The organism is Vulcanisaeta sp. JCM 16161, assembly GCF_001316285.1.
Window position 1 is genome coordinate 109,515 of the sequence record NZ_BBDO01000002.1, and the last position, 20,731, is coordinate 130,245.

Here is a 20,731-nt window from a genome sequence, read left to right on the forward strand (position 1 = left end):
CTATTGGGTATTCCATCAACGTTAATTGCCGGTTACATAATTAGGAACCTGGGCGTCAAGAACACGTTATCATTGTTCGAGACATTATATGGTATATCAACAATACTTCTTGCTGTGATCACGAGGGAGTTACCACTAATGATACTGGCAGCTCCATGGGCTTTATCAGGTTTATAATAACGCCGGCAAACTCAACCGCCGTATCCAAGATAGGTGGTGAATTGGCCGGCAGTGTGACCGGCATTGCGAACCTCTTCTGGCAATTAAGTGGTGCCGTTGCGCCAATGGTGGCTTCGTTCATATTAACTAGGGCGAATTATCAATTCTTATGGGTGGTTATGGGAATCGTGATAATAATATCAGCTGTTATTTACCTATTAACGTTAAAGGTCAGGTGAACGCGTTAAATTAGTTCCATGATGGTGGGTAATATAAATTTAAATTATTATTTGCTGTGACATAATTAATCGCCATGAGGACACACCTAATTGCTGGTGGTACATTAGGACTGGTATTGATTATGACATTCATGGCCTTATTATTAAGCACCGCATTAAGCATGGCTAATACTAATTATATTATTGAGATACCACCAATAAGTGTGTTTAACGTTACCAATTTATCAAGCAGTACGTCGTTCTCATACTCATACACAAACATGACAGGTGGTGTTACGTACCTACCGCCGGCCTGGTATTACGCCTATAATTTCAGTGCGACCGCTGGGTCATACATAGACTATAGTGTTTGGAGCACATCACCAATAACACTCTACATACTTACTAACCAGCAATTCATGAAATACTTTAACGAGGGAAATCTTAGTGAGTATTTATACTCAATTACTGGTAACAACGTAAGTGGTTATTACCACGTTAATAGAACCGGGACCTACTACGTAGTCATTGCCAATATTGAATTAAAGCCAGTATTGGTCATGTACGCCATATCACTAACGGGAAAACCAACGCTTAATCAGTGGGGATTCCCGGTTGGGATTGCTGATTATGGTATTGCCATTATTAATGGCACGTACTTCGCCTATGAGTATAAAACCAATGAATTCATCGGTGAGGCGAGCATCTATAACGCATTTACCAGGAACCGGGCTCATGCCCAACGGGCTATGTCGAACCTGGCAATAACTGGTTCAGCATTCAGTTAAACACAATCCTCGTGGTAAACACAGTTAGTGGCTACGTGCAATATTACTGGCTTCAGAACGTGCTTCTCTTTGACTCATTAAATCGCACAGCCCAGGTGGGCGATAATGTGTGGAATAGTTCATTAATCAATGCCTCACTAAGCAACAACCTAGTCAGTGGTAATGGAGAGGTTAGTCCCGCAAATACCACGACGGGTAATATAACGGCTTACGCATACTACACGGAAATAACGCAGCAAGCGCGCATGCCATTCACGATATACCTAATAACAAGGACCGGATTAACGAGTAATGACTATCCATGGATCGCCTTCGGCTACTCATATAATGGCCGGTCAATTACCTGGTTTGACAATGTTACGATAAGGGTGAAGTCTCATCAGCATACATGGAGGTTTCGCCGACAAGCAATGGTGGTGGATTAATGAATGATGCTGAGCTAGTAATTGCGGGTCCATGGAATAGCGAATGTACCATGGCTAAGTCATTAAACACCACATTAGCCCTATACTTCGCATGGCCCTACCCAAGCGATTACTACCTATCGCCAGTACCATCAATGTGGAGCTTTGGGTCGGACACCGCAGAGATAATATTTGATGCCCACGTAATACCGCTTAATTATGGAACTATAAACGTCGTTCGTGGTACCGAGGAATTAAGCTTCCTTAATACTTACTTCATACCACTGGCAATTACCAACTCCCTAAATGAATCCACGGTAATTAACATCTATACCGTGAACTCAACAACCACGTTGACAGAACCACCAATAATTACCGTAGTACCTAATGAATCCAGGTACGTATTCACGAATTACGTAGTTAATAATTCATATGCTATCTCTAGGAATACCCTGAACCTAACGCTCGAGGGGCCGACCAACGTGTATATTAATTACACACTGCAGTACATGCTCACGATTAATGACTTAAGCGGATTGCTTAATGATAAGAGCGGGTGGTATAATTACGATTCTATGATAACACTTAGTGAGCCGGCTATTTATTACCTCGGTAATGAAACGAGACTAATATTCAACGCCTACTACATATACCTCACTGGAACTAACCTCTATCATGCGGTGATGAATAACACCGTTAACCTACTAATTGATAGCCCATATACAGTCATTGTTAATTGGACGAAGCAGTATCAAGTTAGTGTAAGTAGTCCCGTACCTATAACAGTCTCCCTATCAGGATTACAAAACATCAGCGGATACTCGGTGGTTACGTGGGTTAACAAAAGTTCTACGTTGATAATTCTCGTGCCTAGGTACTACGTGTTAAGTAATGGAACACGCTTAGTCTACCTGGGCGGCAATGAGGCTATTACCGTTAATTCGCCCCTAAGCATATCCCTGAGTAACTTCGTACGTCAGTACCTCGTTACGGTATATAGCAAGTACCCGGTAAGTATTAATGGCACGTACACAACGAACATGACTGGGTGGCTCTACGGCGGTGAGGTGCTTATGATTAAGCCTAGCACGGTATTTAACGATGGGGTATTCCTAAGCGAGCCTGGGCTCGTAATCACCGTCAATAGGCCAGTGAGTATAACCGTGGTATGGCACGTCAATTACATGCTCACGGTAATAATGTACGCAATAATGATAGCGGTAATTTACGCATTAACAATGCCCATAATTAGGAGGAGACACAGTAAGCATTAAGTATTTTTAGGATCTTGCGTAACTTCTCGGGAAATCGTTATTCAAAACCCACCATGAGAATAAAGGGATTAGGGAGCAAGGGCTAAGTGAGGTATTAAATGAGAGAGCATCGCTTGAGTTGGGAGTTCGTTATAACCTTCTATTTACAATGCCAGGTGGCCTACGTATTTCAATTTACCACTTACTGGGTCAACCTCTAAACCCAGCGTTTCAAGCGCCGTGACGCCAAGGACCTCTGCATCGCTAGACTCGCCAAATACCACCTCTATATCACCCTCATAATCCTCATACCTAATTGTGACCAAACCAACGCTCCTCATAACCACCCTACCATCTATGGTCCTGAACTGCCTGACCCTCCTCGGTTTAATGCCGATCGACGCCAAGGTATCCTTATTAATCCAGGTAAAGACGCTGCCGGTATCCACTATCAATTCCACGTCTCGACTCGCCCCAGTCTCCGGATTTTTTATTAATACCTTAACCTTCGTAATGCCCATTATTCCCTCTAGAAATGAAAATACACGGGCTTAAATGGCTTTTTATCAATCCTCAATCAGCCTTAATCCTAATAAGCCACTTATAAACAGGTTCATTAACATCCTCGACATTATTTGGATTTACATAAATGTCTAAGTGCCCATAACCATTAAGTATTACCACATCGCTCGTCAACCCCTTCATTAAGTCCATGTCAACCATCTTCATACTAAATAACCCACTTATGATGGCGGGCATTGGCGTTTTAACCTCCGTGTACTTAGCCTGAACTGGTCCATTGGCTCTATAAACAGCCTTGTCGGCCAGTATGGGTCTAGCGTAGCCATCACGCAAATACAGCCTGGGGTGGTGAGTTTTGGGTATGAGTATGGGTTTGCCAACCCCTGGTTATAAACCATGTTCATTAGGTAGTCACTCAACGTCTTAAAACCGGGTTCCGGACTTGGCAGCGTTAGGTTGTATAGTGCCTTGAGCCATATCGTATTCACGACATTACCTGGGTATTTGGCACCCGCTAGGATTGAGGGAACTGCGTATAATTTACTCGCCCTTAATTCATCAATATTGCGTACAGGTAATGCCTGAGTTACAGAGGACCTTATTGGCGCACCATCCAGCAACACTATTGCCCTCACATCGTTTGGGTAAGCCGTTACATAGTTAATTGAGGCGATACCGCCAAAGCTTTCCCCAATTAGTATGACCTCATCCTTACCAGTAACCTCCTTAATCATATTAATGGCTTCTTTAATATCACTTAACCACGCATCCCAACCCCAATCAACCATGAATGATAGGTCCTTAATTTCCGGAAGTACAAAGTGTGTCCTGTAGTCAATGGTGTAAACCAAGTAACCCCGTCTCGCTAGGTATATGGGTATCATGGAGTCCGGCATTGCGGGCTCTATTGGTTGTATTCCATGCCACGAAACATGTATTAACTGCTCCCCATGTGACGTCATGCCCGGCAGTATCAACACTGGGTATGGATAAGTCACGTCCTCACCCCTAACCTCCCTAAGGGCAATGTGATTGAAGAAACCACCGGGTGAGCGTTCCGTAATCCAAACCCTCTCGGTAAGGTCCGGAAATTCCTTAATGCCTCCCTCCCAGGTTAGTTTCCAACGCTGCATACTTGGTAATGTCTTATTTTACGATTTATTGTTTGTGTTTATATGGAGAATATATTTTATATAGTGCTATAGCATTAATTTATATTTATCGCATATTAATTGTGGAGTTAGCAAAGTTCCTTAGGGATGTTGAGGAATTGATTGGAAAGGATAACGTAATTAAGAGGGAAAATGAATTATCCATGTATAGGAGGGATTGGTGGTCAATACTCATGCTTAAGGAAGTCCTTGGGCATAGCTTGATTCGCCACCAGCCGTTATTAGGCCTGGTAGTATTAACGATGTAATTAATGTTGTTAAGCTCGCCAATAAGTATGGCATATGCCTTGTTCCATATGGCGGTGGGTCTAGCGTTGTTGGTGGTGCTTATCACAATGGTTGTGTTGTTATCGATATGAGCAGGTTAAATAAAATCCTAGACTTTAGTGAGGAGGACCTAACGATAATCGTTGAAGCCGGTGCTAGGGTGATTGATGTGGAGAGGTGGCTTAATGAGAGGGGTTATACCCTGGATTATCATCCGCAATCCTTTCAATTGCTCACAATAGGCGGCGCAATAGCCCATGGAGGCACAGGCTCGCATAGTATGAGCAATATTGATGAATTAGTATTGTCACTTGACGTTGTGTTACCCAATGGTGAATTAGTAACGATAGGCCCTAGGGTGTTCATTAGGACGGCTTGGCCTGACCTAAGAGGTTTATTCATAGGCTCCGATGGCGCGCTCGGCATAATCGTTAGAGCAATGCTTAAGGTTAGACCACTGGCTAATTACTACGTTGACTTAGCCTACGTATTTAATGACATTGAGAAAGCGGTCCGCTTTGCCCGTGATCTTGTAATTAATGTGCCTGGTCCGCATAGGGTCGTTATTCATGATAGGGAGAGCAGTAGGTTAATGGTTGGTGAGGATGGGGTCATAGCCCTGATAAGGATTAGGTGGTATAACGAGGATTTCGTTAATATAATGAGCAGTGTAACCAATAAATTAGCCATTAAATACGGTGCGACTAGTGTGGAGTCTGGATTGGTTAAGAGATGGAGGGACGTCTTTGCCAGGGGTTATAAATCTCAGTTACTTATGCTTGCTCAATCAGGTCTTTGGGTTGATACTATCGACATGGCAACTACATGGAGTAGGTTAGTCAAGCTTCATAATGAGTTAGTGAGTAGGCTTGGTTCTATTGATGGTGTTTATCACGTACTCTCGAGGATAACCCACCTATATTTAAACGGTGCGTCTCTCTATAGTGTTATTGTATTTAGGCAGGATGAAGATTTATACTGGAAGATTTGGAGAGAGGCGTTTAATGTGGCTAATGGTATTGGCGCAACCATAAGCCACCATCATGACACGGGCCTTTTAAAGAGGGATTTCGTGAAGGTTGAGATGGGAAATCAATGGGGTTTATTGAGAAGTATTAAGGGATTGCTTGACGGAAATAATATAATGAATAGGGGTAAGCTGGTTTGGTGAGTTGGATGGGGGATTATAAGAATATTATTGTTGAGGAGAGGGGCCGCGTCTTTATAGTTACTATTAATAGGCCTGAACGTAGGAACGCCATTGACGCCGACACGGCCGAGGAGCTTTATAAGGCCTGGACCTACTTCGATAAGAACCCTAACCTTTACGTTGGCGTGATAAGTGGGGCCGGCGGTAACTTTAGCTCTGGAGCTGATCTCTACGACATTGATAGGCTAATAAATAGGGTGACCAATCCAGAGGGGCCGCTTGGCTTCACTAGGCTTAGGCTTTCTAAGCCCGTTATAGCCGCGATTGGTGGTTACTGCGTAGCTGGTGGCTTGGAAATTGCCCTATGGCTGATATTCGGGTTGCCGATAAAACCGCTAAGTTCGGTTTCCTGGAGAGGAGGTTTGGCGTTCCTCTTGTGGACGGTGGTACCAGAGACTTGCCAGGATTATTGGGCTTGGTAGGGCGTTGGATTTAATACTGACTGGGCGGTTAATAAGTGCTGAGGAGGCATATCAGTGGGGTTTGGTTAATTACTTGGTTGATGAGGGCAAAGCCTTGATAAGGCTGTCGAGATCGCTGAATTAATAAGTAGGTATCCTCAGGAAACCCTTAGAAATGATAGACTCGCTGTGTACGAAGGACTGGGTAAACCGTTGAATGAGGGCTTAATAATCGAGATGAATTATGGGTTGAAGTCGATACAGATTGGTGAAATATACGATGGCGTGAGGCAGTTTAAGGGTGGGGCAGGAAGACATGGCGATTTGAATATTAGATAGTAGTAAGATTTATTAACTTAGTAACTAATTAACTTAGTAACTATGAAAGTAAAAATTACTAGGAATTTTCAAGTAACGATACCAGTTGAGATAAGGGAAAGGCTTGGTATAAGGATTGGTGATTATGTGGATATTACTTATGATGAGAAGGAGGGGGTCATCATCATAAGGCCCTACCGTAGGAAATGGACGACCTATGAATTAGGAAGGAAATTGACGCCTGAGGATATTGAGGAAGTAATTAGAGAGGTGAGCAATGAAGTCACAGGTAATTATTGATACCAATGTTTTGGTTTATGCAACATTTAAGGATAGTGAATATCATGCCGAGTCATATGATATCCTGCAAAGGAGTAATGTCGTAATACCTCACATTGTTCTTTACGAATATATGTGGGTATTGTTGAAGCTGACCGGTGATTTAGGGATTGTTAAAGTAAAATTGAATGAATTAAGGGACTTCGTTATTCTCCACGAGGATTTAGATACGATTTATAACGGCTTAATTTTAATGGAGCAGGACAAGGCCTCATCTACTATGCTGAATGACTACATAATACTATCAGTGGCACTGAGGAGGAGTGCTTACCTAGCCACTTATGACCAAAAACTAAGGAAGATAGCCAATAAGCATGGAGTAATGGTAATACCATAGGCCTTAAACGGCTTCGCCCCTAAATTAATGCCTGATTATTTTACGTATATAATGACCAATTAATCCGCCAAGCCCTGATAATGCGAGGGCTATTAACAACGTTATTATTAGGAGTATTATTAAGCCGATGATGTTATATGGTAATCCGATTATTGCAGCGGTTACCTCACCATCATATATCGCGTATGGATTCATGAAAATACTAAATAGGACACCTGTTAACCCGGACACGCCTGTGCAGATGAACGCTGATGATGCCTTATTGGAGTTTAGGACGTAACCGATTATTAACCCTAGCGCAGCCATTAATAACCAATAACCCGCATATGCTAATGCAAATGAAATAACTAGGTTAATGATGAACAGGGTCCAGAAACGAGCCGTATAACTTAAGGCCATGCCCATCACCCTGGCAACGATACGTTCGGTAGATATAGGTAGTAGAAGTATTGCGGTAAGCCAGGCGGTATTAACGTGTAGTATTGACCAACGAGCCAGTACTCAGTCGTATCGTTATAAAACGGGCTTAGTGGATTCTCCGAAATACCACCTGGGTAAACACCAACGCCAGTGAGTGGATTTGCCATGTCAACTATCTGGCGCCAGCTCGGTCCTTCATTAGATATTAGGCCGTAGGCCGCATTAATGGTATTGCAATCACCAGGTGCTGGGAATGGACCAACGGACAACGCGTTTATACCGAAGAAGCTTATTAACTCCCTGTAATGTACCCTTCCCCAGTACCAAGTTGATGGGTTTGGACCGAGTTCATGCGTTAACTCCGTTATTGTTTGGTTGAAGGCTAGGAGCATGACGATCGTGGCGTTCCTTTCCTGACCCGTTAATGGATCATTAAACCACTGAATGTTTGGGTAATTATTAGTCCAATTTGCTAGGTCCAGCACTAATGGTCCATGGAATGCCGCGTCTGGGCCTAGGAATAGTGAGAACTGGCCTAATCCGTCGGCTGGCGTTATGTTATAGTACTGGAACCAGGGCATGAAGGTATCGTTCAAGTAATTCCAAAGCCAGAAGTAGTATATCGTTGCTGCGGCGGAGTTGGTCGTGAAGTCACCATTCCAATTCTTCAATAATTCATAGGCCTCAACCTCAATTGGCGTTAATTGGCTTAGGTGCGTAGATAATGCATTGAGTAGTGGTGGTAGGAATAAGTTGGTGGAGTAATCATGTACATTGAGTTGTATTGCCTCCATGGACGCATAGGTTATATTGCCCTCACCCTCAAACTGCGATAGTAATGTATAAATTTCATCAGCCTGAAGCCGCTTTCGAATACCCAACCAACGTAGTATGGGTAGTTTGGTGATACGAGTACTTCATTAGCTGATAATGCGAAGTGCGAGGGCGGATTTAGTACGTAGGGCTGGTATTGAGTCGGTATGAAGCCGACCCAGTCATATGACCATTACCAAGCATGACGGCCCTTGGGTCACCGCCCATGACTATTGGGTATAATCCCCAGGCGAATATTCCGATGTTGCCGTACCTATCGGCATATGCAAAGTTCTGAATACCAACCTTGAAGTAGGATAATGCGTTGAGGAAGTCTGAGAGGTTTCTAGCTATGTCGAAGTATAGGAACGTCGCAACCTCATCTGTTGGGTACATCCCAGTCCAATTCATAACTATAATTACATTACTGTAATTTGCAATTACCACGCCATTGCGCGCAAGGTAGACATTATATGGCACATAACCAACACCCTTAACATAAATCTCCTCGTGAATAACCTCAAAGGGTAACCAGGAACCGTCATAGTAGTACTCGCCTGGGTGATCTGGCTTGTGACCTCCACGTAATAATAAACCACCTGAGGCTCTGCATCCGTGGCGCCCCAGGCAATGTATGGATTATGACCGAGTATTACACCAGGCACCCCCGGAAAGTCAACACCAACGACGTTCATGCCAGGCCCAACCAATTGGAACCCAATCCATATGATGGTACCGTGGTTGTTAAGTGAGGGTCATTTGCCAGAAATGCCTGCCCATTTGGCGATACGGCCACCCAATTATTACTACCTTCATCGGTTAAGCCCACGACCAAATGCTCGAATGGATTTATGCCAGGTAGGAACTTACTAACTAATGAATCCCTAAACGCAGTATCACCCTCAACATAGAACTTTATCGCCTCATCAATTGCATCAAGGAGCTCCTGCTTCGTAACACCAGGGGGTAGTGGATTTAATGAGTATAGATTCAAGTATTTCATGTTACCCGTGGTGTTATAAATACCTGGGTTCCATTCCTCAGGGTATACGGGATACTGAATTGATGATGGGTACGCAGGATAGAACGCATAAATAACCTGCGGCGGCATTTTAAGGAGAGCTACCGTGAATGCCAATGGATCAGCCGTACCACTCAAAGACCATGTAAGCAATTGCTGTATAGCGAAGGTGTCCTCCATGGTCCATGGCGGCGGTTTAAAACCAAGCACCTTAAATATTATTGGCGTCCTACGTGGAGTTAGCGAATCAACGTAGGCATTCACACCAAGCGTATAGTAATACAGCGCTTCATAGATAAAGCTTGACCTATTCAACGAATTCGCTATTTCCACGGTAACCTGCGGCGTTAATAGTGTTCTGAAGAACTCGTCACTAGGCAATACCGAGGGACCTACTATTGATGATAGATTACCCATACTCATCATCGCCATGAAGTACATTTGGGCAAGCCTATACTCAGCCGTTAGGTAACCCTCCTCATAAAACACGGCCCAGGTCTCGTTAGATGCGATTCTAATGAAACCATCAGGAGTGACGCAAACAATAACAGCCGCGGAACTACCATTAAGCGTTAAAACACCACTATGACAACCAACACCGGAGGGAGGAGGAACACTACTCCAAACACCAGTACCCGGATTAAGAACCTGCCCAAGCGGCGCCATAATACTAATAGGAATACTCAACAAAACAACAAGCAAAACCAAACCAACCAAAGCCAAACCCAACCTCACATAAACTGAGACAGCCATACAATGCTGCAATAAATAATTAAACTTATAAAATCAGAAACCTTATAATTTATATATAAATTATAATGCAGTTTATTTGATAAATAGATTGAAAAATCTTTATCAGTAAAATTCGCCTAAATTCTGTTTTGCCTTAATATTCTTGTTAATCATATCCTCAGCACCAGTCCTTCTACCTATTAATGCTTCCCTGAAGTACTTAGTAACTACCTGCTTTGCATGTTCCAATGATAATCTACCCTTTAGTAATTCAGTGTTACTTAGGTATTTTATTGTTGTGCCAAGTACTATTGTTAATGCGAAGACGTCACTACCAAGTTGTCTTGCATTGATTATAATGTCTAATTCACGGTATCTCTTATCGACGCATTGAGTCTCCCTGCCTTTACTGACGTGATTATCAATGATTATTAATCCATCATCCCCAACATAACCGCAGTACTTATTATATGCCTATTACAATTACATGAGCAGTAATGCTAGCTGATAAGTTCGTAAGTGGTTATTATGCTTATGATTACCCAATAACCGTGGAGCAATTAAGGGAAATGGGACTTAAGGTATCGACAGACGTACCGCCTGAGGTTTATGAATTAATGGCGCTATACCCACAGGCCAGGGCGAATAGACCCGGAATCGAGTATTTACCATACCCAATGGTGCCAAGGCCTATAACAAGGGAGGCGAGGAGTGAGGTGTTATTTCCATAAGCAGTACCTGGACAAAGGATTTAAAAATAATGAGAAGAAAATAATATTTAATTTGAATTTTATGGTTACATGCCATTTATTGCCTTGATCTTCTCATTAATATAATTATTATTGCTACTAACACGACAATTATTACTATAATTACAGCTATTAAGAACGTGCTTTGATTGCTATAATTGGTATTACCTATCGAGTTACCTGTCTTAGGCATTGATATTGTTATGTTTATTTGATTTGTGAAGTTCTCATTCGTTAAGTAAAAGGTGTATGCCTTGAAAATTTGTTCTCCATTTATCGTCGTGTTTATCGTGATGGTAATGACATCATCCTTACCCGGTAATGGGGGTGGTGGTTGCGGAATTATGGCGATTCCATTATTATTAGTTGTGGTTGTGCCATATGCATGAAGCATCTGGGTGGTGTATGACTGAACAAACTCCATGTACGTTACCGTGGCATTACTCAACGGGCCTATTCCCTGAATCTCCACCCTTACCTGCATGGTATTAGACTGCGATATTGATACCATTGCCATTATTAGTATTGTTATTGCCGCCGTAATAACTACGTACTTTATGTATCTATTTTTCCCAATCACGATTTTGATGACTTAATGAGCTATGTATATAAGTATTATGCCTATTACGCAGTTACTACGTATTAACCCACCCTTAATCCCCTCACGAATTCCATGTACATAATTGTAATAAGCACCAGTGCTATTAACAATGCCGATGAAATTAATGAGGCAGTGATTGCGCTTACAATAATTGAGACCACGAATACGGCAAATACGGCTATGACAAACGCCTTAATATGGTCACTGCTAAGTAATCAGTGCGTGTATTAGTGAGATAGGTCATTATTGAACATTACGGATCCAATAATAGCAGAGGCTATAGTTAATCCCTCAGCAACATTAATATTCTTGGCACTTCCCGATATAATCTTTGCACTACTTACTTGACTAATTAGTTTGGCTATGGAGAGGAAGATGAGGCTTGCCGTAATTAATACGTAAATTACCGTCAAGATTATGCCAACTGAATCGGCACTACGTCTATAGTAAATGCCGAGGTACCTCGATATAGGTATAAGTCCGAAAAAGGTTATGAATATTCCGAGAAAGATTAATAACGGGATAATGAGGGAGACCGCGTCTATTATGAAGCCAATAATGGAGAGTATGAGACCTAGTAATAGGTATGTATTATCATGCTTATTCCTTCTCATTCCTGCCATTATTAATTAATGTCCTGTGAAAAACTTAAGCATTGCCCATTAGATAATTCCTAAAAATACCATTGGCTTAACCTATATGTGTCAATATCATTCCCCAGGAACTTCAGGTTTGGTTGGTCTCAAGCCGGTTTTCAGCATGAAATGGGTGTTCCGGGTGATGAGGACCCAAACAGCGATTGGTGGGTTTGGGTTCACGATAGGGATAATATAGCGTCAGGGCTCGTTAGTGGTGACCTGCCTGAGAATGGGCCTGGCTATTGGAGTCTGTTTAGAGTTTTCCATGATAATGCCGTTAAGATGGGGCTCGACATTGCCAGGATCAATGTTGAGTGGTCCAGGGTATTCCCAAAACCAATGCCTGAGCCACCCAGTGGTAATGTTGAGGTTGTTGGCGATAGGGTAATTAAGGTTGATGTTGATGAGCGTGACCTAAGGAGACTCGATGAGGTGGCTAATAAGGCTGCCGTTGAGCATTATAGGGCGATATTTAATGATTTGAAGAATAGGAATATATTCTTCATACTGAATCTCTATCACTGGCCGTTACCGCTGTGGGTTCACGATCCAATAAGGGTCAGGAGGGGTGACCTTTCTGGACCCACTGGATGGCTTGATGTTAAGACGGTGATTAACTTCGCCAGATTTGCAGCATACATTGCCTGGAAATTTGATGACCTAGTTGACATGTACTCAACAATGAATGAGCCGAATGTGGTTGCCTGGAGTGGTTATGTTGGTGTTAAGTCTGGGTTCCCGCCAGGTTATTTAAACCCTAATTTCGCTAGGAGGGCCTTAGTTAATTTAATTCAGGCACATGCGAGGGCATATGATGCGATTAAGGCGATTAGTAGGAAGCCCGTTGGATTAATCTATGCGAATAATGCATACACGCCGCTGACGGAGGGGGACGTTAAGGCCGTGGAGTTGGCTGAGCAGGATGCGAGGTGGTCGTTCTTTGACGCAATAGTTCACGGTAACCTATACGGTGAGGTTAGGGAAGACCTTAGGAATAGGCTTGACTGGATTGGCGCCAATTACTACTCAAGGCTCGTGGTTAGGTTAGTCGGTGATAACTCATACGCAGTAGTGCCTGGTTACGGCCATGCCTGCGAGAGGAACTCCGTAAGCCCTGATAATAGGCCCTGTAGTGATTTCGGTTGGGAGTTTTACCCGGAGGGCTTATACGATGTATTAATGAAATATTGGAATAGGTATCACCTGCCAATATACGTTACCGAGAACGGGATTGCTGACTCAGCTGATTACTTAAGGCCGTATTACCTCGTCAGCCACATCTACCAAGTCCATAGGGCGCTGAGCAATGGGGTTGACGTTAGGGGTTACCTACACTGGTCATTGACGGATAATTACGAGTGGGCCTCAGGCTTTAGCATGAGGTTTGGCCTGCTCTACGTTGATTACACTACCAAGAAGCAGTATTGGAGACCCTCGGCCTACATTTACAGGGAGATAGCAATTAATAAGGCAATACCCGACGAGATAATGCACCTAAATACAATACCGCCGGTAAAACCGCTGAGGAGGTGATTACAACGGCATTACCACATTAATACCCATCCTCCTCGCAACCTCTCCCTGCCTAATATCGAGTGTTGAAAGAGACAAGCCTTTACTCAATGTTAATGCTATGTATAATGCATCGTATACAGTTATTCCATTGTCTATCGCTATCGTAAACGTCTTATCGATATATTTCTCCTCAGGCTCAATAGTAATATTCTTACCAATCAACGACATTAGTATGTCACGAAGCTTGACTGAGTATTCCCTGGTAATAATCCCTTTAATTTGCGCCTTCCAAATTGCATTCATAACTTCCTTAACTACGTGATCAACTGAGTTCACGACGTAATTAATTAATGATCGCCAACCAGGCTCCTTAAGTATAAAGGCGGTTAGTGCTGATGCGTCAATCACTATCACGGTCCTCCCTCACCGAACTCACTGAGAATCCCCTGGGCGCACTTATTGGTATCCTCTCAAGCTCCTCAAGAACACGCCTAATATTCTCCTCGGCCTCCAACTCCCTAGTCCTCTTTCCGACAAGTCTTCTCAACTCCTCAGCCCAGTTGACCCTGTCCTTAAACCTCTCCATCTTCTCTTAAATTTCCCTCCTAACCTTAAAACTAACGACGCTAGATATTGAGATGATGTAGGTATACCAATTAAATAAATCCATTGGTATACCATACATGGCTAACTCAGTACTAATACCGTAATATAGTAGATGATTAAATGCCGTGGATACTTAGGAATCTGAGGATTCTAATAGGAAGCATTTGCGAAGTCGTGAGTCAGCTTTTTAATCAGTATTGATATCGGCCTTCCGTGCTTAGGGGCGTTAGCAGTATTAGATTGAGTTCCGAGGCGTGGAGGTACCTTGCCGTTCTCGCGTCCATATCGATAATCACCATGTATGTCGAGATGGTGGTCATGCCATCCCTACCAACGATAGAGAAGCAATATGGCGTAACGGAGTCTGAGGTTTCGTGGGTTCTGTCCTCTGAGACACTTGCAGGTCTTGCCCTTGCTCCAATCCTTGGGAAGTTGGCTGATAGTTATGGTAAGAAGAGGGTGTTGCTTATCACGTTGATTGTTTATTTCGTCGCCGTATTCCTCACGAGCATGGCGCCAACATACCCAATACTAATAATGCTAAGGGCTATTCAGGGCATAGGACTTAGTATAAACCCAATAGGTACACACTACTTAGGGAGAGGTTACCACCTAGGGAGTGGCCGATTGCCCAGGGAATCATTGCATCAACCTTCGCAGTAGGGGCCGCTGTGGCACTGCCAATCGGTGCCTATCTAGCTCAATACTACTCCTGGCAATTTGCCTACGAAACCGCATTACCCATACTTGCCGTGTTAATTTTAATGGCTTATTTATTACTACCGGAGTCAGAGACTAGGGTTAATGAAAGTATAGACTACGTGGGCTTGGCTCTACTGGCGGTGTCTTTCGTAATAATTGGGTATTCATTCACGGAAGCCCCAACATGGGGTTGGCTCTCTGAAAACTTCTGGCTAGGCATTGCCCTCGGATTAGCCATATTGTTCCTATTCATTAACCACGAACTATCCACACAAAACCCAATAATAAACGTAGGTGATTTCGCAGATCCTAACATTGCGGTGCCCCTGCTCTCATCCTTCGTCGCCGGTTTTGGGATGTTCCTATCATTCCAAGCACTGGTATACATGTTTGAGTTGCCCAAGCCCATCGGCTATGGCATGACAATACTGAGGACGGGCCTCACGCTGGCGCCCATTGCATTGATAATGCTATTTGCAGGCCCATTATATGGCGTCTTAATGAATTCCATTGGCTATAGAAGGGTTTTGGTAATTACGTCAGGCATAGCCACTATTGGCGGTTTATTAATGGCGGCCACGGTATACGTACATGAGTTAAGCATTACGATAATGATCATGATACTGAGTATGATCGGTATTGCGGGCATGACCGTTACCAGGATAACCCTATTAATATCATCAACGTCTAGGGAGAGGATGGCGACCATGACGGGCACGAACACGGCAATGAGGCTCATGGGCAACACACTAGGCCCGGTAATCGCCGGTTCCCTAGAAACCACCTATAGAACGCCAATACTTGCTTACTACCTAAATGGCGTACCAATATTCTATGAGGTACCTGGTAAGGAATCGTTCGTACTATCCTTCGTGATAGCCTCAATCACGGCATTCATAGTGATGATAATGTCGACGAAGGTGACGAGATAAACCTTAATAGCGTCCTCATAATGTATTACCCATAGTTTAATGGCTGAGCCATGGCTTAATAAGGCAAGGAGATTTAGGGATTATGCGAGGGAAGACTTAGCCAATAATAGGTTCGACTCAGCCGCATTCTTTGCTCAACAATCCGTTGAATTACTAATTAAGGGGTTGCTTATTAAGTTCAGCGGTTCTCGACCAATCACTCACTCAACGTCTGAGCTACTTCAATATCTAGTGAAGCTCCTGGGTAGGGATGCGCCGCAGGACGTTACTAGGTGTGCCGAGTTACTTGAGCAGCATTATGTCCAGGCACGTTATCCAGATGCTAGGATTAATGATTATAGGAGGTGGGAGCGGAGGAGGCCGTTAGGTGTATGGACGTGGTGTGGGATTATGTACAGCAGGTGGTTGGAGGCACTTAATGAGATTACTAGGCAGAGGGAGGTTAGGTTTAGGGAGGTGCTTAATGAGTTATGCCGTGAGTCCTTAGTCGTTATTTTGTTCGGCTCTAGGGCGAGGGGTGATAATACCCCATTAAGTGATTGGGACTTAATGGCCGTAGTTTCGTCCGGCGAGTATAGGGTCGAGACCGTGGATGTTGGGCAGGTTGTTTGGTTACCACTGGATAGGCTCGATTACGTACTTGAGCATTCAATGATAATACTTGACGCCGTGGCCGATGGTAAGGTACTCTGCGGTGATGCGAAAGTGTTTAACGACATTAAGGATAGGGTGATTAAGTACATTAGGGACAAGGACCTAGCCAGGACTAAGGATGGCTGGTTCCCAAGGAGTATAGTTAAATAAAGCCTGGACCGAGTAACCTGGGTAATGAGCTTCCTAAGTTCAAGGGCTGAGGAATTCCTGGAGCAGGCTAGATTTGCATATGAACGGGGATACTACGACTTGGTAATGTTCAATGTGGGGCAATTCATGCAATTGAAACTTAAGTCACTTCTATATAGTCTCATTGGTGATTACCCAAAGACCCATAAATCAACTCAACTTTTCATGGAGGTAATAAAGATATTAAATAATAAGTGCGATCTCGAGGATTTTTACAGTAGGAATAGGGAAATAATTCTATTACTGGAATTCGCGTACATAGCGAGTCGTTATATGCCGCCAAGGTTTAATAGAGATGATGCGGATAAGGCACTTAACGTGCAGGGAATTTCAATGAGGTGGTTAAATGCCTAGTCTCGTAGACCTACTAATAGACGTTAAGAGGGTTAGGGATAAAGTCCTTAACAACCTTGACCATTACCTAGGTAGGATTAGGGACTTGGTGCTTAGGCTTGACCCTAACGCTGAGTTGATGCTCATTGGTAGTTACGTACGTGGTGACTTCAGGCCAGATAGCGATGTCGATGTTTTAATAATATCTGATGTCTATGGTGATGACCCTCATAAATACGTGGAATTAGTTATGAGCATTATTAGGGAGGTTGGTGAGGACGTGCTCATGGTACTTGAGTTCCACGTGGTTAGTAGGAAGACATATAATGAATGGTACAGTAAATTCATCGACATATACAGGATCATTTAAATACCCAGGTAATTACACGTGTGGATCTCAAGCCCTAACTTGTCCTTAAGCACGTTAATGAACTCGCTCCCGGCACCATGGGGTAGTGTGAGCTTCAACACCCTATCATTATATTTAATCTTGAATACGTCGTAACTCGTCATGCCATTTATCATGTCGGGAATATTTAACTCAGCAATGCAGATTATGGCTTCGCTGAGTGGTATGTCCAGTGATTCGTTAGTTGCAGTTGTGATATGCATGTAATCACTATATAATAGGATATCCCTAATTTCATTCCTCCTAGCCTGGAGCGTTCTCCTAGTTCTCCTAATTATGAGGTAATATGCATGTATAAGCCGATTAGGATTAAGAGGATAACGATATCGCTGAGCATGAACCTACCATGCATGATGTCGGTGGCAATCGCCCCCAGTATTACGAATGTGATTATTGCCATGATTATTGTGTAAATGGCCTCACCAGACCTAAAACTCTTGCTAGGGGTGACCAATGCGTTGTTAAATCCCCAAATTGCATTATGCAATTCAACATACTCCCTCCTTCTCTCAGCACTTCTATAGCCCCTATAGGCATAGATAAGGGTTCCAACACCAGGCATGACAAGAAGCCAAAGAGAACCGTAGAAGTAAATCCAGTCATGAGCCTCCACCGACATTAACATTGCAACAAGCCCAATGAGGATTAGAGCAAGGCTAAGCTTAACCAGTGTGCCTGGCTTAGCACCGCCATAGGGACCAGAAACAATAATACCTATGGTAACCGCCCTAGCAGGCTAAACTGGGTCTCTCAATCTTGCCTAACTTACCCATGTCCTTGACGACCCTCCCACCACACCAGTCAATCTTGGCTTATTGTAATCGGTGCTCAGCACAGTATTAAGCCTTCTACACTGTTCTGTGTCAATATGAAGTATGTAGTCCTCATCATCGTGGCTTATCTTTAACCACACCCTGCCTGGATAGTATTGATAGTTCCAAGGCTGACCAACGCGTACCGAGTTTGGGTTTACATTAACTCGATATGGATATGAACTTAATGGCGGCGCATAGTCAGTTACGCAGGGATTGAACTCCTCAATGGGTATTGTGACCTCATCCCCCTTCACCGTTGTGAACCAGACGTAGTCCTTATAGAGTATGAAGTCCTTGATGTATTTTCCTCTTTCCCTAACGCTTTTAATTAACTGCCGAACTTCAAGTACTATGAGTAAGGCAAAGAATAATTGAATTAATGCGAACTCCCATAGTGGTATGCGATATTGCGGTGGTGCTAAATAACCAAACATAAACCATAATGCACCAGTGACAATCATTGCGAGTATCATCTTCCCAACCTCGCTTCTGGCCGTAGCGGCCTGAGCTCAAGTACTGCCTCATTCATTATTAAATTGAAAGTAAAATAGGTATTTAAATGCATCTGTTCAATTTCTAATAACAAGCCCTAAACTTAAGCTCGATGTTAATTACTCAAGAACATCTATGCTCATGTCCTCCTCGTAGGATATCACCGTTATTAGCTCCAAATCCTCATTACCAACATTAATTATTGAGTGCGGTGTGTTTGGTTTTACGAATATGCACATGCCCGGTTTTACGTCAATGGTTTCGTTATCCACGGTCATCCTACCAACGCCCCTCAGCACTATGAAGGTCTCAGCATAGGCATGCCTATGCAGTGGCGCCTTACCGCCAGGCTTAACCACCTGCCTTCTCACGGCGTATTTAGAGCCGTCGTCCCTACTCACAAGCCACTGTGTATATACGCCCACGGCACCCCTAATACTCAGTGGCTCCTCGCGTACCCTCGTTATGTCATCAACAACCTTGTAACTTGGCATAATAATGCCATCTGCACTATGCCTTATACGTGTTTCCCAATTAATCATGTTTGTTTGGGTTTTACCCCTATAATTTTATTGGCCTCATTAACTATCCTTTCAACATAAGGAAACCTCGTCCTCACGGCCTCAGGGTCTAACTTCGCCTCGTGAAAGCCCCATACATGTAGATAATTTGCCACGTCCCATGATTGCATAAACCAATCACCGAGCTTTTTACTTATTGCTTCAACAACCTTCTCAAGTTCAGTCACGGTCCATCTACCCTCTCGCTTACTCTACTTAGTATATCCTTTAAATCGTAATATTGAGCTAGGGCCTTAACACTTTCCTCGGCAGCCTTGTAAAGCTTCTCGCTTGCCTGTACTGGGTCCTTATCAATTAATTCCTTGCCTTCAATTAAGTATTTATTTGCGAGTTCCATCCTCGCCTCAATTATCGCATTCGGATCTAGATTAATTACCCTCATTAATGCATTAAGTACTGTGTCTTCAGGGTTAAGCCCCCTCTTCCTTAACTCCTCAATGATTATGCTTGGTATTACTACTTCCTCGGTCATTCATTTATACCGTGTTTAGGCAAATTATATAACTTCGCATCCATCATAAGTACATGAGAAATACTTAAAACTGGCGTGAGTGCGGTGTTCCGTGGACTTCGGGATATTCTTTGCGGCATTCGGTATAAGCCTACTCGAGCTCTCAGAGGCCGGCGCAGTCACGGCTATTTACCAGGGAATTTACAGGGGCTTTAAGCCAGTACTCTACGCGATAGCCGGCGTACTCCTGGTGCTGGTACCCACATTCACCGTTGGTAAGTACATCATTTACCTACCCTCGACTACGTACTAGCCGCCTCAGCAATAATCCTGTTCTACTTCGGGTATAGACTACTGAGGAGCGCGCGTAGATCATTCAAGAGGAGCGGGAAGGGCAAGGGTGGTGAAGAGGAGCGTGGGGATTTAGCCGTGGTATTTACGGTATCCGCCATAGAGCCTTTGAGGCCGCCCTGGTGCTCATCGCATTAATACCAAGGAGCTACTCATCAACTCATAGGCACTTTATCTGCTGCGGCCCTCGTCGTTATTCTCACGACAATAATTAAGGACCAAATAGCCAGGATTAGGCTGCCGCACCTGAAGTATGTACTCTCAGCCCTACTCTTTAGCCTAGGAACCCTGTGGGCCATTGAGGCGGTTGGAATTGACATAACAGACCTAGTGCTAATA

The 20,731-nt window shown here is 43.5% G+C and carries 31 protein-coding genes and 5 pseudogenes; 18 read left to right on the top strand and 18 right to left on the bottom strand.

All coding sequences use genetic code 11. The features are described from left to right. Nucleotides 1-3 precede the first annotated feature (3 nt). The 3 genes and pseudogenes from JCM16161_RS14585 to JCM16161_RS02990 all read left to right on the top strand — a co-directional run bounded on the left by JCM16161_RS14585 (nt 4) and on the right by JCM16161_RS02990 (nt 2,843). On the top strand, nt 4-177 hold the full coding sequence (locus tag JCM16161_RS14585; RefSeq protein ID WP_243668890.1) for a hypothetical protein: 174 nt from the start codon (nt 4-6) through the stop codon (nt 175-177). Beyond that, entirely contained in the window at nt 156-398 is a 243-nt protein-coding gene (locus tag JCM16161_RS14590; protein WP_243668891.1) for a hypothetical protein, read from the top strand. Before JCM16161_RS14585 ends, JCM16161_RS14590 begins: the two co-directional genes overlap by 22 nt. Before the next feature lie 539 nt (nt 399-937). Next, nucleotides 938-2,843, top strand: a pseudogene (locus JCM16161_RS02990) (thermopsin). 143 nt (nt 2,844-2,986) lie between these two features. Here the strand turns inward: JCM16161_RS02990 and JCM16161_RS02995 are convergent. From JCM16161_RS02995 to JCM16161_RS03000, 3 genes are read right to left on the bottom strand one after another with little or no spacing between them, the layout of a single operon-like run. Continuing rightward, entirely contained in the window at nt 2,987-3,343 is a 357-nt protein-coding gene (locus JCM16161_RS02995; protein WP_054854951.1) for an aspartyl protease family protein, read from the bottom strand. A gap of 52 nt (nt 3,344-3,395) precedes the next feature. Further along, a complete protein-coding gene (locus tag JCM16161_RS14595; RefSeq protein WP_243668893.1) occupies nt 3,396-3,581 on the bottom strand; it encodes a hypothetical protein in 186 nt (61 codons plus the stop codon). After that, a complete protein-coding gene (locus JCM16161_RS03000) occupies nt 3,566-4,477 on the bottom strand; it encodes an alpha/beta hydrolase (protein ID WP_243668895.1) in 912 nt (303 codons plus the stop codon). The genes JCM16161_RS14595 and JCM16161_RS03000 overlap by 16 nt, the downstream gene beginning before the upstream one ends. A 101-nt stretch (nt 4,478-4,578) precedes the next feature. On the opposite strand from JCM16161_RS03000, the gene JCM16161_RS14600 reads away from it, so the two are divergent. The 6 genes and pseudogenes from JCM16161_RS14600 to JCM16161_RS03020 all read left to right on the top strand — a co-directional run bounded on the left by JCM16161_RS14600 (nt 4,579) and on the right by JCM16161_RS03020 (nt 7,388). Beyond that, nucleotides 4,579-4,764, top strand: coding sequence for a hypothetical protein (locus tag JCM16161_RS14600; RefSeq protein WP_243668898.1), 186 nt, complete (start codon nt 4,579-4,581; stop codon nt 4,762-4,764). Then, on the top strand, nt 4,764-5,954 hold the full coding sequence (locus JCM16161_RS03005; protein WP_243669149.1) for an FAD-binding oxidoreductase: 1,191 nt from the start codon (nt 4,764-4,766) through the stop codon (nt 5,952-5,954). The genes JCM16161_RS14600 and JCM16161_RS03005 overlap by 1 nt, the downstream gene beginning before the upstream one ends. A 5-nt stretch (nt 5,955-5,959) precedes the next feature. Beyond that, nucleotides 5,960-6,539 (top strand): annotated as a pseudogene (locus tag JCM16161_RS03010) (enoyl-CoA hydratase-related protein). A gap of 44 nt (nt 6,540-6,583) precedes the next feature. Then, nucleotides 6,584-6,733, top strand: a complete 150-nt coding sequence (locus tag JCM16161_RS14605) for a hypothetical protein (protein ID WP_243668900.1) — start codon at nt 6,584-6,586, stop codon at nt 6,731-6,733. Nucleotides 6,734-6,775: 42 nt separating this feature from the next. Continuing rightward, complete coding sequence (locus tag JCM16161_RS03015) at nt 6,776-7,012, top strand: AbrB/MazE/SpoVT family DNA-binding domain-containing protein (RefSeq protein ID WP_054854952.1); 237 nt, start codon at nt 6,776-6,778, stop codon at nt 7,010-7,012. Then, complete coding sequence (locus JCM16161_RS03020; RefSeq protein WP_054854953.1) at nt 6,990-7,388, top strand: type II toxin-antitoxin system VapC family toxin; 399 nt, start codon at nt 6,990-6,992, stop codon at nt 7,386-7,388. Before JCM16161_RS03015 ends, JCM16161_RS03020 begins: the two co-directional genes overlap by 23 nt. Before the next feature lie 24 nt (nt 7,389-7,412). On the opposite strand, the gene JCM16161_RS03025 is transcribed toward JCM16161_RS03020, so the two are convergent. The 5 genes from JCM16161_RS03025 to JCM16161_RS03045 form a co-directional block, all read right to left on the bottom strand. Then, nucleotides 7,413-7,793 carry a hypothetical protein gene (locus JCM16161_RS03025; protein WP_054854954.1) on the bottom strand — a complete coding sequence of 127 codons (381 nt, stop codon included), beginning with the start codon at nt 7,791-7,793 and terminating at the stop codon, nt 7,413-7,415. Then, nucleotides 7,793-8,689, bottom strand: a complete 897-nt coding sequence (locus JCM16161_RS03030; RefSeq protein WP_243668902.1) for a penicillin acylase family protein — start codon at nt 8,687-8,689, stop codon at nt 7,793-7,795. The genes JCM16161_RS03025 and JCM16161_RS03030 overlap by 1 nt, the downstream gene beginning before the upstream one ends. 70 nt (nt 8,690-8,759) lie before the next feature. Then, a complete protein-coding gene (locus JCM16161_RS03035; protein WP_243669151.1) occupies nt 8,760-9,137 on the bottom strand; it encodes a penicillin acylase family protein in 378 nt (125 codons plus the stop codon). After that, nucleotides 9,062-9,331 carry a penicillin acylase family protein gene (locus tag JCM16161_RS03040; protein WP_054854957.1) on the bottom strand — a complete coding sequence of 90 codons (270 nt, stop codon included), beginning with the start codon at nt 9,329-9,331 and terminating at the stop codon, nt 9,062-9,064. Before JCM16161_RS03040 ends, JCM16161_RS03035 begins: the two co-directional genes overlap by 76 nt. Further along, the gene (locus JCM16161_RS03045; RefSeq protein ID WP_054854958.1) at nt 9,313-10,395 is read right to left on the bottom strand and encodes a penicillin acylase family protein; all 1,083 of its coding nucleotides are present in this window, start codon (nt 10,393-10,395) and stop codon (nt 9,313-9,315) included. Before JCM16161_RS03045 ends, JCM16161_RS03040 begins: the two co-directional genes overlap by 19 nt. A 476-nt stretch (nt 10,396-10,871) precedes the next feature. Between JCM16161_RS03045 and JCM16161_RS03055 the strand changes: the two genes are divergently transcribed. Beyond that, complete coding sequence (locus JCM16161_RS03055; RefSeq protein WP_054854959.1) at nt 10,872-11,105, top strand: hypothetical protein; 234 nt, start codon at nt 10,872-10,874, stop codon at nt 11,103-11,105. A gap of 76 nt (nt 11,106-11,181) precedes the next feature. On the opposite strand, the gene JCM16161_RS03060 is transcribed toward JCM16161_RS03055, so the two are convergent. Continuing rightward, entirely contained in the window at nt 11,182-11,703 is a 522-nt protein-coding gene (locus tag JCM16161_RS03060) for a hypothetical protein (RefSeq protein ID WP_054854960.1), read from the bottom strand. A gap of 93 nt (nt 11,704-11,796) precedes the next feature. Between JCM16161_RS03060 and JCM16161_RS14610 the strand changes: the two genes are divergently transcribed. After that, nucleotides 11,797-11,955, top strand: coding sequence for a hypothetical protein (locus tag JCM16161_RS14610; protein ID WP_243668904.1), 159 nt, complete (start codon nt 11,797-11,799; stop codon nt 11,953-11,955). Here the strand turns inward: JCM16161_RS14610 and JCM16161_RS03065 are convergent. Continuing rightward, nucleotides 11,952-12,338, bottom strand: a complete 387-nt coding sequence (locus JCM16161_RS03065; RefSeq protein WP_243668906.1) for a hypothetical protein — start codon at nt 12,336-12,338, stop codon at nt 11,952-11,954. The genes JCM16161_RS14610 and JCM16161_RS03065 overlap by 4 nt on opposite strands. 87 nt (nt 12,339-12,425) lie before the next feature. On the opposite strand from JCM16161_RS03065, the gene JCM16161_RS03070 reads away from it, so the two are divergent. After that, the gene (locus JCM16161_RS03070; RefSeq protein WP_243668908.1) at nt 12,426-13,895 is read left to right on the top strand and encodes a glycoside hydrolase family 1 protein; all 1,470 of its coding nucleotides are present in this window, start codon (nt 12,426-12,428) and stop codon (nt 13,893-13,895) included. Here JCM16161_RS03070 and JCM16161_RS03075 read toward each other — a convergent pair whose 3' ends face one another. Both JCM16161_RS03075 and JCM16161_RS03080 read right to left on the bottom strand, forming a co-directional pair. After that, nucleotides 13,896-14,291, bottom strand: a complete 396-nt coding sequence (locus JCM16161_RS03075; protein WP_054854962.1) for a type II toxin-antitoxin system VapC family toxin — start codon at nt 14,289-14,291, stop codon at nt 13,896-13,898. Beyond that, nucleotides 14,278-14,463 (bottom strand): hypothetical protein, encoded by a 186-nt coding sequence (locus JCM16161_RS03080; RefSeq protein WP_054854963.1) that lies wholly within the window; start codon nt 14,461-14,463, stop codon nt 14,278-14,280. Before JCM16161_RS03080 ends, JCM16161_RS03075 begins: the two co-directional genes overlap by 14 nt. 338 nt (nt 14,464-14,801) lie before the next feature. Between JCM16161_RS03080 and JCM16161_RS03085 the strand changes: the two are divergent. From JCM16161_RS03085 to JCM16161_RS03105, 5 genes and pseudogenes are all read left to right on the top strand, one after another. After that, nucleotides 14,802-16,117, top strand: a pseudogene (locus JCM16161_RS03085) (MFS transporter). Nucleotides 16,118-16,156: 39 nt separating this feature from the next. Next, nucleotides 16,157-16,390 (top strand): annotated as a pseudogene (locus JCM16161_RS14615) (HEPN domain-containing protein); the annotation flags it as partial. A gap of 117 nt (nt 16,391-16,507) precedes the next feature. Further along, nucleotides 16,508-16,921, top strand: coding sequence for a nucleotidyltransferase domain-containing protein (locus JCM16161_RS03095; RefSeq protein ID WP_054854964.1), 414 nt, complete (start codon nt 16,508-16,510; stop codon nt 16,919-16,921). Nucleotides 16,922-16,945: 24 nt separating this feature from the next. Then, nucleotides 16,946-17,314: a HEPN domain-containing protein gene (locus tag JCM16161_RS03100; RefSeq protein WP_054854965.1), complete on the top strand. Its 369-nt coding sequence runs from the start codon at nt 16,946-16,948 to the stop codon at nt 17,312-17,314. Beyond that, nucleotides 17,307-17,663, top strand: coding sequence for a nucleotidyltransferase domain-containing protein (locus tag JCM16161_RS03105; RefSeq protein WP_054854966.1), 357 nt, complete (start codon nt 17,307-17,309; stop codon nt 17,661-17,663). Before JCM16161_RS03100 ends, JCM16161_RS03105 begins: the two co-directional genes overlap by 8 nt. Here JCM16161_RS03105 and JCM16161_RS03110 read toward each other — a convergent pair. The 5 genes and pseudogenes from JCM16161_RS03110 to JCM16161_RS03130 form a co-directional block, all read right to left on the bottom strand. Next, nucleotides 17,660-17,905: a hypothetical protein gene (locus JCM16161_RS03110; protein ID WP_054854967.1), complete on the bottom strand. Its 246-nt coding sequence runs from the start codon at nt 17,903-17,905 to the stop codon at nt 17,660-17,662. The genes JCM16161_RS03105 and JCM16161_RS03110 overlap by 4 nt on opposite strands. 71 nt (nt 17,906-17,976) lie before the next feature. Next, a complete protein-coding gene (locus JCM16161_RS03115) occupies nt 17,977-18,321 on the bottom strand; it encodes a hypothetical protein (RefSeq protein ID WP_243668910.1) in 345 nt (114 codons plus the stop codon). 141 nt (nt 18,322-18,462) lie between these two features. Then, nucleotides 18,463-18,990 carry a hypothetical protein gene (locus JCM16161_RS03120; protein ID WP_243668912.1) on the bottom strand — a complete coding sequence of 176 codons (528 nt, stop codon included), beginning with the start codon at nt 18,988-18,990 and terminating at the stop codon, nt 18,463-18,465. 138 nt (nt 18,991-19,128) lie between these two features. Then, on the bottom strand, nt 19,129-19,503 hold the full coding sequence (locus tag JCM16161_RS03125) for a cupin domain-containing protein (protein ID WP_054855053.1): 375 nt from the start codon (nt 19,501-19,503) through the stop codon (nt 19,129-19,131). 44 nt (nt 19,504-19,547) lie between these two features. Then, a pseudogene (locus JCM16161_RS03130) lies at nt 19,548-19,927 on the bottom strand (PaREP1 family protein). Between the two features lie 226 nt (nt 19,928-20,153). Between JCM16161_RS03130 and JCM16161_RS14620 the strand changes: the two are divergent. Further along, nucleotides 20,154-20,354, top strand: a complete 201-nt coding sequence (locus tag JCM16161_RS14620) for a hypothetical protein (protein WP_243668914.1) — start codon at nt 20,154-20,156, stop codon at nt 20,352-20,354. A 193-nt stretch (nt 20,355-20,547) separates the two neighbouring features. Here JCM16161_RS14620 and JCM16161_RS14625 read toward each other — a convergent pair whose 3' ends face one another. Next, complete coding sequence (locus tag JCM16161_RS14625; protein ID WP_243668916.1) at nt 20,548-20,712, bottom strand: hypothetical protein; 165 nt, start codon at nt 20,710-20,712, stop codon at nt 20,548-20,550. Nucleotides 20,713-20,731 lie beyond the last annotated feature (19 nt).

What these genes read in the sequence shown, in the direction of transcription:
- JCM16161_RS02995 (WP_054854951.1), bottom strand. Translation starts at nt 3,343, where the DNA reads ATGGGCATTACGAAGGTTAAGGTATTAATAAAAAATCCGGAGACTGGG.
- JCM16161_RS03115 (WP_243668910.1), bottom strand. Translation starts at nt 18,321, where the DNA reads ATGTCGGTGGAGGCTCATGACTGGATTTACTTCTACGGTTCTCTTTGG.
- JCM16161_RS03055 (WP_054854959.1), top strand. Translation starts at nt 10,872, where the DNA reads ATGCTAGCTGATAAGTTCGTAAGTGGTTATTATGCTTATGATTACCCA.
- JCM16161_RS03110 (WP_054854967.1), bottom strand. Translation starts at nt 17,905, where the DNA reads ATGCATATCACAACTGCAACTAACGAATCACTGGACATACCACTCAGC.
- JCM16161_RS03100 (WP_054854965.1), top strand. Translation starts at nt 16,946, where the DNA reads ATGAGCTTCCTAAGTTCAAGGGCTGAGGAATTCCTGGAGCAGGCTAGA.
- JCM16161_RS03105 (WP_054854966.1), top strand. Translation starts at nt 17,307, where the DNA reads ATGCCTAGTCTCGTAGACCTACTAATAGACGTTAAGAGGGTTAGGGAT.
- JCM16161_RS03015 (WP_054854952.1), top strand. Translation starts at nt 6,776, where the DNA reads ATGAAAGTAAAAATTACTAGGAATTTTCAAGTAACGATACCAGTTGAG.
- JCM16161_RS14610 (WP_243668904.1), top strand. Translation starts at nt 11,797, where the DNA reads ATGTACATAATTGTAATAAGCACCAGTGCTATTAACAATGCCGATGAA.
- JCM16161_RS03025 (WP_054854954.1), bottom strand. Translation starts at nt 7,793, where the DNA reads ATGGGCATGGCCTTAAGTTATACGGCTCGTTTCTGGACCCTGTTCATC.
- JCM16161_RS03020 (WP_054854953.1), top strand. Translation starts at nt 6,990, where the DNA reads ATGAAGTCACAGGTAATTATTGATACCAATGTTTTGGTTTATGCAACA.
- JCM16161_RS03065 (WP_243668906.1), bottom strand. Translation starts at nt 12,338, where the DNA reads ATGAGAAGGAATAAGCATGATAATACATACCTATTACTAGGTCTCATA.
- JCM16161_RS03095 (WP_054854964.1), top strand. Translation starts at nt 16,508, where the DNA reads ATGTACAGCAGGTGGTTGGAGGCACTTAATGAGATTACTAGGCAGAGG.
- JCM16161_RS03000 (WP_243668895.1), bottom strand. Translation starts at nt 4,477, where the DNA reads ATGCAGCGTTGGAAACTAACCTGGGAGGGAGGCATTAAGGAATTTCCG.
- JCM16161_RS14595 (WP_243668893.1), bottom strand. Translation starts at nt 3,581, where the DNA reads ATGCCCGCCATCATAAGTGGGTTATTTAGTATGAAGATGGTTGACATG.
- JCM16161_RS14590 (WP_243668891.1), top strand. Translation starts at nt 156, where the DNA reads ATGGGCTTTATCAGGTTTATAATAACGCCGGCAAACTCAACCGCCGTA.
- JCM16161_RS14625 (WP_243668916.1), bottom strand. Translation starts at nt 20,712, where the DNA reads ATGTCAATTCCAACCGCCTCAATGGCCCACAGGGTTCCTAGGCTAAAG.
- JCM16161_RS03045 (WP_054854958.1), bottom strand. Translation starts at nt 10,395, where the DNA reads ATGGCTGTCTCAGTTTATGTGAGGTTGGGTTTGGCTTTGGTTGGTTTG.
- JCM16161_RS03080 (WP_054854963.1), bottom strand. Translation starts at nt 14,463, where the DNA reads ATGGAGAGGTTTAAGGACAGGGTCAACTGGGCTGAGGAGTTGAGAAGA.
- JCM16161_RS03120 (WP_243668912.1), bottom strand. Translation starts at nt 18,990, where the DNA reads ATGATACTCGCAATGATTGTCACTGGTGCATTATGGTTTATGTTTGGT.
- JCM16161_RS03125 (WP_054855053.1), bottom strand. Translation starts at nt 19,503, where the DNA reads ATGCCAAGTTACAAGGTTGTTGATGACATAACGAGGGTACGCGAGGAG.